Here is a 15,277-nt window from a genome sequence, read left to right as displayed (position 1 = left end):
ATATTTTCAACTCTTTCCATTTCTGAAAATGCCGAGAGCATCTCAAAAGTCTCTTCTGTTTACCAAAGTACCTGCCCTGTCGGCATTCTTCGCCATGTTCTTGGGAAGCTTTCCTTTGCTGGCGCAGGACGGCAACTCCGATTCCGGCTTTTGGCTCTGGCAGCTGTTTGGAAGGCTGCATCCGATGGTCGTTCATTTCCCGATCAGTCTCCTGATCTTCGCGGGATTTCTGGAGCTTTTCACCTTTAAAAACTTCAAACATCCGCTACGTCCGGGCATCCGCATCCTGGCTTTGGCAGGAGCAGTCAGCGCTGTCATTTCCGCGGTTTTCGGATTGCTTCTCGCAAGCAACGAAGGCGTGACCGGCCAGATCTTGGATATCCATCAGTGGATTGGAATCACGTCGGCAGGTCTGAGTTTGGTGTTGCTTTTTCTCCTTCGGAAAAGAAAACCTAAAACCAAAGCCATCCCGATCTACAGAACCCTGCTTTTTGTCTCCGGGATCGGTGTCGGGTTGGCGGGACATTTCGGTGCTTCTCTCACCCACGGCGAGGATTTTCTAACGGAGGTATTGCCTTGGCAAGAAAATGTAGATTCACCGGAATCCATTACAATTGATCTTGCCGCATTCACGTCTGACCTTTCTCCAGATCAGGAAGTCCTATTGGCGACTAATGTCAGATCGGTTTTCGCGCACAATTGCTACAAATGCCACTCCGGCTCCAAGATCGAGGGAGAGCTCCGTCTCGATGAGAAGGAATTTGTATTTGCAGGCGGGGAAGATGGGCCCATACTCGTTGCGGGAAAACCAGGAGAAAGCGAGATAATCCGCAGGATTTCTCTGGGGAAAAACCATGACGACGTCATGCCTTCCAAAGGCAAATTGCTCAGCAAGGATGAAATCAAACTCCTGACGCTTTGGATTGAAAAAGGAGCTCCTTGGCCGGATGGTGTTGCCCAGCAATCCATCTATCGGGTTGCGGCATTGGCTCCAAGGAAGCCCAACTTGCCACCAGCAAAGCCAGGTTTGGAGAATCCCATCGACCGCTGGGTGGATCAATATTTTCAGCAAAATGAGCTTGATTGGAGCGAGGTGGTGGATGACCGCACCTACCTAAGGAGGATCTATCTAGATGTCATCGGATTGCTGCCCTCACCGGAGGAACTTGGGGCTTTTGAGAGCGACCCAAATCCCGAGAAACGGGTTATCTGGCTCCAAAACCTACTGGAGCGAAAGGACGACTTTGCGCAACACTGGCTGACCTTTTGGAATGACCTCCTCCGAAATGACTATACCGGTACAGGGTACATCACCAAAGGCCGCTTCGCGATTACAGACTGGCTCTATACTTCCATCCGGGACAACAAGCCCTATGATCAGCTGGTCAAAGAACTGATCAACCCCACTGAAAAATCAAAAGGCTTCATCGAGGGCATACGTTGGAGGGGGACGGTCAACGCCTCCCAGCAAGTGGAAATGCAGGCTGCGCAAAATGTGGGACAAGTCATCCTTGGCCTCAACCTGAAATGCGCCTCCTGCCACGACAGCTTTATCAGCGACTGGAAACTGGAGCAGTCCTATGCTTTCGCCAATATTTTCGCTGACTCTACACTCGAAGTTAGCCGCTGTGAGCAGCCGACGGGTAAGATGGCCAAAACAAAGATACTTTGGGAGGAGCTTGGGAACATCGATAGCGCGGCAAGCCGTGCAGAAAAGCTCCGTCAACTGGCCGACCAGCTAGTACAGCCAGCCAACGGACGCATGTACCGCACGGTCGTGAACCGCATCTGGAAGCAGCTGATGGGCCGCGGCATAGTAGAGCCAGCCGACGAGATGGACAACGCACCTTGGAGTCAGGACTTGCTGGATTGGTTGGCCGTGGATTTTGTCGAAAACGGCTACGACCTCAAGCGGCTCATCTTTCAGATCGCTTCATCGCGTATTTACCAAAGTCAGTCCATAGCCATTGCTTCACCCGAATTGCTTTTGGCGGAGAATTTCAAATTCCAAGGAGTGGTCAGAAGACGCCTGACCGCGGAGCAGTTTTCTGATGCCGTAAGCCAGCTCTCGGCACCGCTTTTTGATTCGGCGGAGGTGAAGTTTCGCCCTTACGAGCTTATCCCGGAAGCCAAACCTAGCCTTCCCTTTGCCAGAGCGGCAGTCGTGTCCAACAATGCCTTCCTCACTTCCCTCGGCCGTCCAAACCGTGAGATCGTATCCACTAGCCGAGACTCCCAAGCCAGTTTGCTTCAAGCTTTGGAATTAAGCAACGGAGAACGCCTCAACCAATCCCTTGAAATTGGAGGAAAGAACTGGGTGGATCGCTATCCAGAATCTGAACAACTGACAAAAGAACTCTATGCCCGGGCATTGCTCCGAGCGCCAAGTGACAAAGAACTGGCAGTAGCCAAAAAAGCCTTTGGGGAGACTCCAGATCCAAACGAAGTCCAAGATTTCCTCTGGGCAGTATTTCTTTTACCCGAATTCCAAATGATCTATTAGCAATGAAATACCTACTGAGCCGACGGGATTTTCTAAAAAAAACCAGCGCAGCCGCCCTAGCCACCATGGGCATGAGCGCTCCATTGGCCGGTCTGTTGTCGTCTTGCGGATCGGGAGGGATGCCCTCTACTGCAGATTCGGTGATCCTGCTTTTCATGGCGGGAGGCATGGCGCATACGGAGACTTTTGATCCGAAGAGATATACGCCTTTCCGTAAGGGAATGGAATCCAAAGAGGTGCTCAGCACCTTCCCATCCATCCCCACGGCACTGGACGGAATCCAGTTTTCCGAAGGGCTGGAAAACATCGCCTCGGTGATGGACAAGGGTACCTTGATTCGATCCTACGTCGCGGCCGACTTGGGCCATATCCTCCATACCCGCCACCAATACCACTTTCATACCTGCTACGAGCCGCCTCAGTCAGTCGTAGTACCGCACCTCGGAAGTTGGATAGCGAAAGAAAAAGGGGCATTGAACCCGGTCATTCCGCCATTCATCAACATTGGACAACGATTTACGGTTGGCGAGGGCGAGGAACTAAAAGCCTTCCACAGCGCGGGGTTCCTAGGGTCGGAATATGGGCCGTTCCTGATTCCTGACCCATCGGCGGGATTGGAAGCCGTCAGGCCGCCGGTAGGGATGGACTCGAAGCGTTTTGAAGCTAGAAATCAACTCTACCAAGACTTGATTTCCGCTGGGCCTATGGGAGAATTTGGTTCCGACTATCAAAAGGAATCCCTCAAACGCTCCATGGAGCAAGCCTACATGTTGCTCAACTCCCCTGAAGCGAAAGCTTTTGACCTCAGTCAAGAACCGCAGGAAAGCTACGATAAATACAACACCGGGAAGTTTGGGCTAGGCTGTCTTTTGGCTAAAAGACTGGTCGATCAGGGCGCCCGCTACATCACTGTGACGACAGAGTATGAGCCCTTTTTTGGCTGGGATACGCATGACAACGGCCACACCCGCCTCAAGGACATGAAAAAGATGATCGATGCTCCCGTCGCGCAATTGATTCGAGATCTGGATCAAAGCGGGAAACTGGATCGGACGCTGGTCATCTTAGCCAGCGAATTTAGCAGGGATATGCTGACCGAAGGCCGCCCGGATCTCAAAGTACTGGATCAGGTCGAAGTGCCGGATATCATCGACGATATGAAAAACTATGGCATGCACCGCCATTTCACCGACGGCTGCTCCATGCTGCTCTTTGGTGGCGGGATCAAACGTGGGCACGTCTTTGGAAAAACTGCCGACGAGCGTCCCTGCAAGACCATCGAAAACCCGATTAAGATCGACAACATACACCAGACGGTCTATCATGCACTGGGAATTCCTGCTGACAAAAACTACGAGATCGAACAGCGTCCCTTCTACACCACTCCGGATGGGCATGGAAAGGCAGAACTTGATCTATTGGCGAAAGGCTAAATCACTTCTTTTCCTTCCCTTTAGTCCGCTCAGCGATCAAAAACCGAATTCCAATGGAAATATAAACTTCGTTGTTGACGAAATAGTTTTCCGACTTCTCTTTGATGGAGGAGAAGTTGTACTGGAGTTCCAATTTGGCTCCAGGAAACCCACCCCTTAGCAATATCCCCGGTTCAAAAAGCAACCTGCTGCCGTTTTGGTCGAAAAAATCACCGGGAGTATTTAGGGCACTATTAGGGTCAAACCAGTAGTCGTTTCGCGAAGTATAATTCAGGTAGGCTATTCTTGGAGTCAGCGCCAAGTCAAAATACTTGGTCGCAAATCCGACGCTAGGCTGAATAAAGGGTTTGAGATACTTCACGTTGATATATTCTCCGCTAGTCACCAAGGATTGGTTTTTTATCGAACCGATCCCCAAACCAATATAGCCTTCGTACATCAGTTTTTTTTGCGGATTCCCTCCAAAAAGGCCCGAGCCCACTTCAAAATAGGAGCCGTTACCTTCCCATTCATTATTGGGATCATTGACCTCGTTCAATGAATAAAAGCTGGAGATAATCCCAACCTTTTCCGTAAGCGCATAGGCTCCTTGAATGCCGATGCCCTCAGCATCCCATGCGCCATAGCTTCCCGAATAGGCAATCTGGCCACCAAGATCACCCTTCTCCTGGAGGAGGGGCACGTTCTGCCCCACGTTGGAATACAAAACCGGACCGCAGGCCGTTAAGCGGGTTCCCACATACAAAAGGACGAGCACATTAAGTAGTGTCTTCATTGGACAATGGGTTAGAATTATAAAAAAAACATCTCTAAGTTCAGTCAAATCCTAAGATCCCAGCTGTCAAGTTTTACTAATAAGGCAACTCATATTAGTACTTCCCACCAAAAAAACAGCGATGTTTTGTCTGTTCTCTGACCGCCAGACGCTTTCCCGAAGCAAGCAAAAAATACAGGTCAGACGGCTAATCCTCTCCTTAAACAGGAAATTCGCCACCGATCAAAATTCGGCAACCTTCAGGGATACTTGCGTTAAACTTTCTGTCCTACACGAAATCAAAGACAAACTCATTCCAGTAACAATCAAACCAAACCCATTTAAACATGAAATTGATTACCACTCTAATCCTCGCAGTCGGCACTTTTTTCGCCGCTACTACTGAGCCTCTTGCACCAGCGACAGTCAACAAAACCGAAAGCAGCGTCAAATGGATGGCTGAAAAAGTTACCGGCAAACACTGGGGCTTCGTACCCATGTCCGATGCCCAGCTCGACGTGGCCAGTGGCAAAATCACCGGTGGCTCCTTTGAAATGGACATGGTCAACCTGACCGTGGAAGACCTCACCGACCCCAAGTCCAAAGGCAACCTTACCAACCACCTGAAGTCGGACGATTTCTTCTCCGTGGAAAAATTCAACACCTCCACCTTCCAAATCAAAGAAGCGAAAACATCAAACGGCACCGACTACACCATCTCAGGTGATCTCACTATCAAGGGCATCACCCAGCCCATCTCCTTTCCTGCGAAAGTGTCCGTATCCGGCAATCAGCTGACCGCCGCTGGCGAGATCACTTTTGACCGCACCAAATTTGACATCAAGTACAGATCCTCCAACTTCTTCGAAAACTTGGCCGACAAAGCCATCTACGACGAGGTCAAGCTGGAAGTGAAGCTAGTCGCGACGATCTAAGCAAATCTTAAAATCAGAATCCAAAAAACCTGCCGGAATTCATTTTCGGCAGGTTTTTTCTATTATGGCTTTTCCTGCTTCTCAAAAAGCTGGGCTCAATCCCTTCTAGTTTTGATGCCCAAATTCACTAAAATTATTTTCTACCGCGGAGGCGCAAAGGTCGCCAAGTTTTCGCAGAGATTTTTTGAGCAGAAAAACTGGCTTTTACAGTCTTGTTCAAAAACTCAATCAAGAACTTCAAAAGCCTACCCCTCTATGAAGCGCTGTGGTAAGTTTTTCTTCGTGCTCTTTGTGGTTAAATTATTTCTTCCTGTAAGCCATCACTGACCATTTACTGTCCCACGGTACTCCACCCAAAAAGGCACCAGATCGGTCTGAACCATCCTGGCTCCCGGATCAACCAGTTCCGCAGCAAACTTCTGATCTGGATTGGCGGAAAGCCTGCGGTCGGAATCCCCCAAGGAATTGATCCAGGCCTTCATCCCAAATTTTTGGCAGGATTTCATGGTCTTGCCATTATAAAAACTGGGATCGATATGGATCATCGAAGGCTGGAACTTCTTTTCCGCCTTAAGCACATCATCCAAAGAATAAGCCCTAGGCATGAGTTGCGCCTCCGGTAGCAGCCGTCTTACCTCGTCCAGCACTTCCCAGTCCGAATCAAAGAAAAACACTTGGTCTTCCATCGCCAATTCCTTCACGATCGGGACGAGATATTGAACTTTCTCTGTTTTCAGATCCAGATCCACATAGACTTTGCCCTTGGCTAGCTCCAAGGCTTCCTTGAGCGTAGGAATAAACTGATCCGACTCGCTTCCGTCTGTATTTTTCAGTTTCACCTTACGGATTTGTTCCGAGGTCATGGTCTCCAAAGGTCCCCGCGCGAACACGGCAGTTCGATTGACCGTTGCGTCATGGAGCAAAAAAGGAACTCCGTCTGCGCTAACCCGCACGTCAATCTCGATGATATCGACTCCAAGACGTATCGCCTCCTGGATGGACTTTAGGCTGTTTTCAGGATAGACCTCATGAGCGGCACGGTGCGAAGCAATGACTAGGCTGTCAGGATGATCCATCCGGACTTTGATTTGGCTCAGCTGGGCTTTTGCGCCTACGGACAGCAGCAGGAAAAAAGCAATCAGGGAAATACGTGATTTCACTTCCTTAAAATTGTTATGCCGCTTCTTTGCAGGTTGTCTCCATACGCTATTCAAATGTACTCGGGACAATGGTTTGACACCCCTTCGGTCTCCCGCCGCCTGTGCTGCGCGAGGCCGAAGCATCGGTCTTCCAGCCCAGAAATGACCAGCTAGCTCGCTGCTGACACCATTCCTTACATTCATTTCCAGATAAATCATTGCTCTCTTGACCCGTCACGCTCAGGTGTGGATGGGATTCTGTTGACGATCTTGTTGCCCCCTTTTTTCTTGGTCATGACAAAAGAGTCATACAGCTCTCCATTGGCCATATAGGAGTCGTACTCGAGTTGGTTACCGTTGATTCGGATCGTCTGGAAAAGCTGCGTACCAAAAGCCTTCCTCACCATCCAGTCCTGCTCCTTTACGTCATACATCTTTGGGCCAGCGACGGAAACCACATAGACTGGGCCCTTTTGGTAGTCCAATCCGTCTGAGCCCGCAATGGTTTTGGCTTGGCCTCGGGCATAGGCGTGGTCGTGCCCCTGCAGCACCATATCTACTCCAAACTCCTCAAAGATCGGCCTAAAATCCCCCAACAACTTATCATTCGTACGCTCCGCTTTGGTGGCATAGACCGGGTAGTGGATGAAGACAAAGGTCCATTTCTTGGGATTCTCCGTCAAAATCTTGCGTAACCAAGCCTTCTGGATTTCCAGCATCTCATTGGATTCGTCGATCTGCTCGGTGTCCAGAGAGATCAGCTTCACGTCGGTATAGTTGATCTCGTAGGCGGTTTCTTCCAGTTCGGCTACGCCTGCCGGGCCATTGGACGGCAGGTTGAACTGGGCTCTCCAATGCTCGGTGATCTTGACATCACGAAACTCGTGGTTGCCGGGTGTCATTACCGTCGGGATCGAAGCATGTAAAAATGCGCCTGCCTTGAACCACTCACCCCACTCCAAGTCCGAATTGTGTCGGTTGATCAGGTCGCCAGCATGTAGCATGACGTTGGTTCTTCCGGCTTTGAGATGCGCTTCGCGAAAGACCCTACTCCAGAGTGAAAGGATGTTGTTTTGTGCATCTCCGAAATAAAGAATTGAAAACTCTCCTTGGGTGTCGGGCATTGAAAACTGGAACCATTCACTCCAGAGTCCTGGCCTGCCAACCCTGTACATATACACCGCTCCCGGAGTCAATTGTTCGACTTTGACAGCGTGGTTGTTGAAGTTCAGAATAGGTTCGTCCTCCTTTTGGGTGGTAAATTTGGAAGTGCTGGCGGCGAATCGCTTGATCTGCTTCTCAAATTCCGGCCCCGGGGTGGCTGATGCCAACTCCAAGTACGACTCCACAATCGCCGAGGAAGTCCGCCAGTTGACCGCGACGGAAGTCTCGCCGTTTTCTCCCGGATGGAGGATGATGCGGTCGGGCCTTTCACCAGCCAATGTCATCTTGCCGGGAATGGAGTCAGGGATCTGGGCCTCGCTTTGAAAAGGAATAATTCCAATAAGCGCCAAGGCGAGGATCAGTGAAATTTTGATTTTGTAAGCCATAAAAACATGAAATGAAAACAGGACAGGGCACTAGACCCCATCCTATCAGAAAACCAACATTGGTAGTACCCATTCTTCCCCAAAAAAGGACTAGCCAAAGTACAAACCAAGTCCAAAAATCAAATCTAGATGACCTGTTGAATTTAGCTTTTGACGCTGTCAGGAATTATTGGCCAATGCTATTATTCAGTTAGTCATGCGGCAAACCAGAAAATCGCCAAAACCTCAGACTTCAGCTACAAGTCAAACTTCACGGACAAGATCCCATACCTCGGCTGCACGAGATAGGCGTATGTGCTGATCAGGTTTTCGCTGAAGCTATCCCGGCGAATGGAGCGGGTATCGAGGATATTCCATACGGAAAGCCGGACCTCCCAAGGGCTGGACTTGCCTTGATAGCTTAGAAAGGCGTTCAAAAATTCGAAGTCGCTGCGAATCCCGCTGGCTTGGTTTAGGTAGGTATTGTAGGTATAGTCAGCATTTAGCTTAAGGCCCTTGTAGATATCAAGGTCGATCTCCAGCTTGGGGCTGTGGGTAGTGAAGGTATTTCGGATCGCTCCCGAGCTGTAGTTGTTGGCAGTGAACGCATAGCCTAAATCCACCTCCAGAACCTTAAAAAACGTCGTGGTCAGCTTCGTGTCGTAGGTTTGGGAAAACTGCTCATTGCGGCTCGGCATTTCATCCAAAACCAAATTGGTCGCAAAGGCATTCCAGCGTCCACCCAGTTCAAACTTGAAGCGGTTGAAGCGCTTGTCTATACGCAGATTGCCATTGACCGTCTCGTTGGTCGGCTCGATATTGAGCACGGTCAGTAGGCGGTTGATACCCATGAATTCCGTGCTGGTGATCAGCTCGTTCTGTTTTCGCTGCCAGACTAGATCCCCAAAAAGGTTGAATCCCGAGAACATGTCAAAGTGATTGAAATTTAAGGAATGGGTGTAGTAGAGCCCATTTTCCAAAAACCGATTGCCCTGGAACACGGCATTGTAGTCCTGCAACACATAGCCTGCCGCTAGATTCTGGATATCCATAAAGTTGGCCTCGGTCTGGAAGCGGTAGGTCAGAGAGCGGTTGGATTTGATCGCCCACTTCGCGTACATCCCTGGTAGCAGGAGAACTTTGTCGTAGTCTAATTCACTCCCTTGTTGCTCATCCTGCCAAGCATAGCGATGGAGGTAAAGTGAGGGGCTCAGGATGACCTTTTTCCACTTGGTCTTGTAGGTCATTCCCAGGTACACATCCTGTATATCAAACTCACTGTCGTTGGCAAAGGTCTCAAACCCTTCTGCCGCCTCCGCCTGCCTCATGCTTCCGAGAAGGCTTTGGGAGATATTTTGGTAGCCTAGGGACCAGTTCAGATGGTTCGTTGCATTGAGGATATGGTAATAGTTGAAGGCTCCCTCGATGGTCTGGGTATGGATTTCTTGATTTTGGAGGAAGCGATAGGTTTCCTGGTCCATGACTGGAAGAAAATCACCGAAGGGCTTGCGGTTAGTCGTTAGGTCATAGAGCGGATCCTGGAATTTTCTCTCCCAATTGGCTTCCATGGAAAAAACCCGTTTTTCGCTGGGTGCGTGGTACCATTCGATTTTTTGCTGCAAGCTGTAGGGCGTTCGAGTCTGTCTTGTAGCCAAGTTTTGCTCGACTTGGCCGAAGTTGGAGTTCTGGACATTGCTGTTGGCGATATCGGAAATCTTCCCAAAAAAGCTGTACTTGACGTAAGTTTCCTCCTTTGGCGTGAAGGTCAAACCGTACTTGAAAAGGCCCGACTTGTTTTCGACCTGACTGGCGGTCGTGAGCAATTCCTCGTTGTTTTCCCCCGAGTTCAAATAGGTACGATAGGAGGAGCTTCCCAGCTTGTTGTCCGAAGCCGACCCGATCGCGAATCCCGAGTGCCGCCACTTCTTGCTCGGCGTATAGTTGAAGTTCAGTGCGCCCAGATGTGTCTCCAGCGAGGCAGCGTTGTCGCGGCTAGCCATGGGAATACCGAGATCATCCGAACTGATGCTGACCCGAGAACCAGTACGGGAGCTCAACCCAGCCATTCCGCCGCTAAAGCGGAAATAATCCTGGAGTGTAAAAGTCTGTTCGCCCACGTTGTTTGAACCCGCAATCAGGTTCAGATTTAGTTTTGGCGCATAATAAAAAACATTGGCATGGCCAAGGTAGCGCTCCTCCAGCCCTCCACCGGCGGTCAGGTCGCCAAAGACCATGTTCTTTTTCCCATCCTTCAGTTGGATGTTCAAGGCCAAAGTCTCGTCGTTGTCCAGCCCCCGAACAGGTGCGATTTCGTTAAAATTTTTCAAGACCTGCACTCTGTCCACAGCATTTGCGGGGAGATTTTTTGTCGCAAGCTTGGTGTCTCCATCGAAAAACGCCTTGCCGTCGACCATGACTTTGTCCACCTTTTTGCCTTGGACTTTGACCTCGCCGTTATCATCGACTTCAAAGCCTGGAAGCTTCTCCAGCACATCACCCAGCTTACGTTCGGTGCCGGTGGTGAAAGCGTCGGTCTTGTAAGTAAGTGTGTCTCCGTTCATCGTGACGGGCATCTCGGACACGACCTCCACCAGACCCAACTCGGTATCGCTTTGCTCCAGCACGACCTGCATCTGGACTTCGGGATCCCATTCGGAAACCAATCGTTCAAATTGCCTATATCCGACAAAGGAAACTCGCAATAGGTATTGGGAGCCGAGAACCAGAGTGACTTTAAACCTTCCCTCTTCATTGGTGATCCCAAAGCCGCCGATCTTCTGGGTGCTTTGGTTGATAGCCACCACATTGGCGTAGGGAATGGGACGGTTGAGGCTGTCCAGCACCTGACCGACGAGAGGTCTGGTTTGGGAAAAAGAATGAAAGGAAACCAAGAAAAACCCAAGGCAGAAAATGGAGCGGTAGATAAAAGGCATAATCGACAAGTGAGAATTATGAAGTCGGAAAGCAGAAATAGTCGTGTCGCTCCCGATAGCGATGTGGGATGCTCAGACGACTTTTTACTTGGCACTTTTTATTTTACTCCCTGCCTAGTTTCCAATCCTGATCGTAAACTGGTTGCCCTCACCAGGCTTGCCCTGATAGCGGTTCATCATCTGCTTCATGCCTTCCTCCTGCACCGCGCGAAATTCCTCTCGGCTCACTTCTTTGCCGCGTTTGGGATGTTCGATCTCTACCGGGTCGGCGGAGGGATTCAGCTCGATTTTTTCGCAGATCAATGTCCTACCAGAATTGTGGACTTCGAGGATCAGGCCCGGTAGGCCAAAGTAGTTTTCCGGCCCATGTGCTACCGGAATTTCGGGTGTAAACCAAGCTACCACCTGGATCGTGTCTTTCACATTTTCCATCTCCGTCATGCCAGTTGAAAATCGCTGGGAGTCGACGATTCTGGAGTAAGTCGCTTTTTGGGCGGTGTAGTTGCCGATCTTTTTGGTCTCGCCGGTAAGTTCCCATTCCGCAGGCTCTAGCGCGTCTTTGACCAAGAATTCTTTGCCCATCACATCCTGCTCCTGCTCGAAGCTCTGCTCAGCGACATTCTTGTACAGCACCCGATCGGCACTGCCTGTGTTGATCACCATGGTCATTCCGCCTGAAGAGGCTGTGGCAGGACCTCCGCCCAGGCTTTCTGCCTGCTTCCAGTTGGACTCGGTTTGGGTGAAGGAGAGGATATAGTCCCTTTCCATCTGCTTTTTGAGCTGGGCTTGGATTTCAGCCATTTGCTCAGGACTGGTGCGGGAACTGTCCATCTGAAATCTGATGGAACTTGAGCTCTTGTAATAGGCCCTTCCGGTGAGGCCTTGTCCCGGAGCTTTCGATATAAAAGCTACCACGAAAAAGAGCCCTGCAAATACTAGTGTTTGCAATTTCATAACATGTGTGGTTTATGACACAAATGAATACCAAGGCCTAAAAAACAAGCGTTAAGCACTGTTAACGTGTGTTAATGGTCATTTTTTCCGTTTTTTTAAGCATCTAATTTAGCGCTGTGCAAAAGCTGAAATTCAAGCGTATAGGATTTTTGATCGGATTTACCCTGCTGGTCAGCATCGCCGTTCAGGCATGGAGAAACTACACCCAGTTTAAGGTCATCCAGGACCAACTGGTCAACGAGATCCAACAGAGCTTGGACAATGCTGTGGAAAACTACTTTGCGGAGATTGTCAAGACGGACGTAGTCACCGTCACCGGAAACCGCCCAGGCAAATCTTCGGGACGAGATTCTATGAAGATCAGCACAGTGGTCACCCGAATGCGGGGAGACAGCTCCCGAAGTAGGAGCAGGGTGATCGTTCGCAATGGCCATACTCCTGCTGAAATAACGCTTGATACCTTAGTCTGGGAAACGACTTCCTCTGACACTGCAGTCAACAACGTTCGGATGGATTCCGTGAAATTCTTCGAGTTTGGGCAGCGTGCTGACTTGAATGCCTTTTTAGGAAAAATGGCGCCTGACAGCATAGACCAACTGCACTTTTTCACGAATCGACTTCTGATATCCATCACCCGGGACTCATTGGATTTTGACAAAATCAACGCCCTGCTTTTTTCGGAGCTGAAGCGAAAGGGGATCGACATCAACTACCGCCTGGTCCATCGCAGCGGAAGAGATGCGGAAGACAGTCTTTTGGAGGTAGGGAAGCGCCCCTTACCATTTAAGGCTATCTCGAGATCTACTTTCTTGCCTACTGGCCAGTCCTTGGAGATGCATTTTGAGAACACTGCCTTGACCATTCTCAGACGGAGCTCGGTGGAGATCTTGACCTCCTTACTGTTTTTGGGAATAATCGCCTTCGCATTCTATTACCTCTATCAAACCATCAAAAACCAGAAGGAAATCGCCGAGATCAAACAGGATCTGATTGCCAACATTACCCATGAGTTCAAGACGCCCATCGCCACCACGCTCTCGGCCATCGAAGGAATAGAGAATTTCAACCCCGAAAACGACGCTGCCAAGACCATGCGCTACCTTGGTATCTCCAAGTCTCAGATGCACAAGCTCAACCAAATGGTGGAAAAGCTCTTGGAGACCGCCACTTTGGACACCGATCAGCTGATCTTGAAGAAAGAGCCGATCGAGTCGGAGGCACTTTTGCGCCAGCTGGCTATGAAGTTCCAGACCTTGGCACCGGAAAAGAAAATCGAGCTCATCCTTCCCTCCCACTGCAAGACGATTGAGGCAGACCCCTTCCACTTCGAAAACGTCCTGTCCAACCTCCTCGACAACGCCGTCAAGTACGGCGGAAACGAGATCCGCATCTGTCTTGATCAAAATGGACTGAACAAGATCCGTGTCCACGACGATGGAGGAAGCATCTCCCCCGAACAAAAGGAGCGGGTTTTTGAGCAGTTTTACCGCATTCCCAAGGGCGACCTGCACGACGTGAAGGGATTTGGTATTGGACTCTACTACGTGAAAAAAATCCTCGAAAAACATGGCGGCAAAATCGAGCTGGAAACCGGAAAAAAATCCACCACCTTTATCACCTATTGGCCATGAGCAAGATCAACGTACTACTCGCAGAGGATGAAGTCGCGCTCGGCACGATTATCCAAGAGAGCTTGGAAAGTCGTGATTTCCGGGTGAGTCTCTGCGAAGACGGGCAAAAAGCCTGGGAAGCCTACGAGCGGGAAAAGCCTGACATCCTCGTCCTCGACGTGATGATGCCCAAAAAGGACGGCTTTACCCTCGCTACCGAAATCCGCAAAACTGACCCCTATACTCCGATCATTTTCCTGACTTCCAAAAGCCAAACCGAAGATGTAGTCAAGGGTTTTGGACTGGGCGCCAACGACTACGTCCGCAAGCCCTTCAGCATGGAGGAGCTGATTGTGCGAATCAAAGCCCATTTAGATCGACTCCGCACCCGCCAAGCTCAAAGTGATTGGATTGTTTTGGGAAAATATGAATTTCACCCGACTCGACAGGTATTGAAGCTCGGCGATGCCGAGTCTCCCCTCACCGCCAGGGAAAGTCAACTCCTACAGATGCTGCTCGAAAACGCCAACGACATCACGGACCGAACCCAAATCCTAAACCATATTTGGGGCTCGGACGATTTTTTCAACGCCCGCAGCATGGACGTCTTCATCACCAAGCTCCGCAAAAAACTCCAGGACGATCCTGCGATCCAGATCCTGAACGTACGGGGTTATGGGTTTAAGCTGGTGTGTTGAGGGAAGACCATCATTTCGATGGATCAGCTTGAATACCAGATCATTTCTCGGCCATTCGATCCCGAAGCAATCTTTAGAATCGGTTGTTTTGGAGCCGGATTACAAATTCTCGGATAGGGGATTCGAGATTAGAAATCTCGAATTGGAGGAGGCATGGTTGTTATTTGTCCCCCGTACCGAACTGCATTAACGGCAACATCCAGCAATAAGACGTGGCGCACACCGAAAGATAAAAAATTTAATATCACCCGTGCCGCCATTACTTTTAGGTTTTGTTGCACGCCGTTTATGGGTTTTCTTTTCGCCTATAAATGGCTAAGATGCCAGCCTGCAAAAGGCTTAACTGTCGCACAGTTCGGCCCACCATCCCTACCCGTTCCAGGCACACTAGTTTGTAGCATTGATTTGCCGGTTAATGAATCAATGTCCTTCCAAGTAATTCCTGTTAGAGGGATTTTAAGCCGTCTCGACCAAGTTGTATCAGATTGGCCAGCGTAGGTTCCTATGTCGATATATACAAACTTACTATCTGCGGACCCTTGAACAAAACTGCCTGACAATTTGGGAAATCTATCTTTTGATCTGTCACCCTTGACTTTAATTGTAAAAGCAAAAGTTAAATCATTGGATATGGAAATTTGCTTCTGTACAATTTCGTAATTGTTGCCTGATCCCTTCTGTAGGCCAAAAACTACAGCTGGCGTGGGTTTAATAAGAATGATTTGAAGTGTTATTTCAGATTCCACTTTATCAACAAAGTTCGTAATACTTGTCAAGTTATCGGCTTTT

11 protein-coding genes are annotated in these 15,277 nt (G+C 49.7%); 5 read left to right on the top strand and 6 right to left on the bottom strand.

Going from position 1 to position 15,277, the window contains the following annotated elements:
* The first annotated feature begins 28 nt into the window (after window positions 1-28).
* The gene (locus tag J0A67_RS19715) at window positions 29-2,503 is read left to right on the top strand and encodes a DUF1549 domain-containing protein (protein ID WP_438839596.1); all 2,475 of its coding nucleotides are present in this window, start codon (window positions 29-31) and stop codon (window positions 2,501-2,503) included.
* 2 nt (window positions 2,504-2,505) lie between these two features.
* Window positions 2,506-3,936, top strand: coding sequence for a DUF1501 domain-containing protein (locus J0A67_RS19710; RefSeq protein ID WP_206571109.1), 1,431 nt, complete (start codon window positions 2,506-2,508; stop codon window positions 3,934-3,936).
* 1 nt (window position 3,937) lies between these two features.
* On the opposite strand, the gene J0A67_RS19705 is transcribed toward J0A67_RS19710, so the two are convergent.
* Window positions 3,938-4,711: a hypothetical protein gene (locus tag J0A67_RS19705; RefSeq protein ID WP_206571108.1), complete on the bottom strand. Its 774-nt coding sequence runs from the start codon at window positions 4,709-4,711 to the stop codon at window positions 3,938-3,940.
* Between the two features lie 326 nt (window positions 4,712-5,037).
* Here J0A67_RS19705 and J0A67_RS19700 point away from each other — a divergent pair, with 326 nt between their 5' ends.
* Window positions 5,038-5,625, top strand: a complete 588-nt coding sequence (locus tag J0A67_RS19700; protein ID WP_206571107.1) for a YceI family protein — start codon at window positions 5,038-5,040, stop codon at window positions 5,623-5,625.
* Window positions 5,626-5,945: 320 nt separating this feature from the next.
* On the opposite strand, the gene J0A67_RS19695 is transcribed toward J0A67_RS19700, so the two are convergent.
* The 4 genes from J0A67_RS19695 to J0A67_RS19680 all read right to left on the bottom strand — a co-directional run bounded on the left by J0A67_RS19695 (window position 5,946) and on the right by J0A67_RS19680 (window position 12,180).
* On the bottom strand, window positions 5,946-6,785 hold the full coding sequence (locus tag J0A67_RS19695; protein ID WP_317195071.1) for a glycerophosphodiester phosphodiesterase family protein: 840 nt from the start codon (window positions 6,783-6,785) through the stop codon (window positions 5,946-5,948).
* Between the two features lie 194 nt (window positions 6,786-6,979).
* On the bottom strand, window positions 6,980-8,314 hold the full coding sequence (locus J0A67_RS19690) for a purple acid phosphatase family protein (RefSeq protein WP_206571106.1): 1,335 nt from the start codon (window positions 8,312-8,314) through the stop codon (window positions 6,980-6,982).
* A 236-nt stretch (window positions 8,315-8,550) separates the two neighbouring features.
* Window positions 8,551-11,226: a TonB-dependent receptor gene (locus J0A67_RS19685; protein ID WP_206571105.1), complete on the bottom strand. Its 2,676-nt coding sequence runs from the start codon at window positions 11,224-11,226 to the stop codon at window positions 8,551-8,553.
* A gap of 114 nt (window positions 11,227-11,340) precedes the next feature.
* A complete protein-coding gene (locus J0A67_RS19680) occupies window positions 11,341-12,180 on the bottom strand; it encodes a GLPGLI family protein (RefSeq protein WP_206571104.1) in 840 nt (279 codons plus the stop codon).
* Between the two features lie 116 nt (window positions 12,181-12,296).
* On the opposite strand from J0A67_RS19680, the gene J0A67_RS19675 reads away from it, so the two are divergent.
* Both J0A67_RS19675 and J0A67_RS19670 read left to right on the top strand, forming a co-directional pair.
* Window positions 12,297-13,811 (top strand): sensor histidine kinase, encoded by a 1,515-nt coding sequence (locus J0A67_RS19675; protein WP_206571103.1) that lies wholly within the window; start codon window positions 12,297-12,299, stop codon window positions 13,809-13,811.
* Complete coding sequence (locus J0A67_RS19670) at window positions 13,808-14,488, top strand: response regulator transcription factor (RefSeq protein WP_206571102.1); 681 nt, start codon at window positions 13,808-13,810, stop codon at window positions 14,486-14,488. Before J0A67_RS19675 ends, J0A67_RS19670 begins: the two co-directional genes overlap by 4 nt.
* A 305-nt stretch (window positions 14,489-14,793) precedes the next feature.
* Here J0A67_RS19670 and J0A67_RS19665 read toward each other — a convergent pair whose 3' ends face one another.
* On the bottom strand, window positions 14,794-15,264 hold the full coding sequence (locus tag J0A67_RS19665; protein WP_241265270.1) for a DUF5990 family protein: 471 nt from the start codon (window positions 15,262-15,264) through the stop codon (window positions 14,794-14,796).
* Window positions 15,265-15,277 lie beyond the last annotated feature (13 nt).

Origin of the sequence: Algoriphagus aestuariicola, assembly GCF_017254835.1 — a bacterium.
Classification (GTDB): domain Bacteria; phylum Bacteroidota; class Bacteroidia; order Cytophagales; family Cyclobacteriaceae; genus Algoriphagus; species Algoriphagus aestuariicola.
This window is presented reverse-complemented; position numbering and strand designations above follow the sequence as displayed.

What these genes read in the sequence shown, in the direction of transcription:
- J0A67_RS19715 (WP_438839596.1), top strand. Translation starts at nt 29, where the DNA reads ATGCCGAGAGCATCTCAAAAGTCTCTTCTGTTTACCAAAGTACCTGCC.
- J0A67_RS19710 (WP_206571109.1), top strand. Translation starts at nt 2,506, where the DNA reads ATGAAATACCTACTGAGCCGACGGGATTTTCTAAAAAAAACCAGCGCA.
- J0A67_RS19705 (WP_206571108.1), bottom strand. Translation starts at nt 4,711, where the DNA reads ATGAAGACACTACTTAATGTGCTCGTCCTTTTGTATGTGGGAACCCGC.
- J0A67_RS19700 (WP_206571107.1), top strand. Translation starts at nt 5,038, where the DNA reads ATGAAATTGATTACCACTCTAATCCTCGCAGTCGGCACTTTTTTCGCC.
- J0A67_RS19690 (WP_206571106.1), bottom strand. Translation starts at nt 8,314, where the DNA reads ATGGCTTACAAAATCAAAATTTCACTGATCCTCGCCTTGGCGCTTATT.
- J0A67_RS19685 (WP_206571105.1), bottom strand. Translation starts at nt 11,226, where the DNA reads ATGCCTTTTATCTACCGCTCCATTTTCTGCCTTGGGTTTTTCTTGGTT.
- J0A67_RS19680 (WP_206571104.1), bottom strand. Translation starts at nt 12,180, where the DNA reads ATGAAATTGCAAACACTAGTATTTGCAGGGCTCTTTTTCGTGGTAGCT.
- J0A67_RS19670 (WP_206571102.1), top strand. Translation starts at nt 13,808, where the DNA reads ATGAGCAAGATCAACGTACTACTCGCAGAGGATGAAGTCGCGCTCGGC.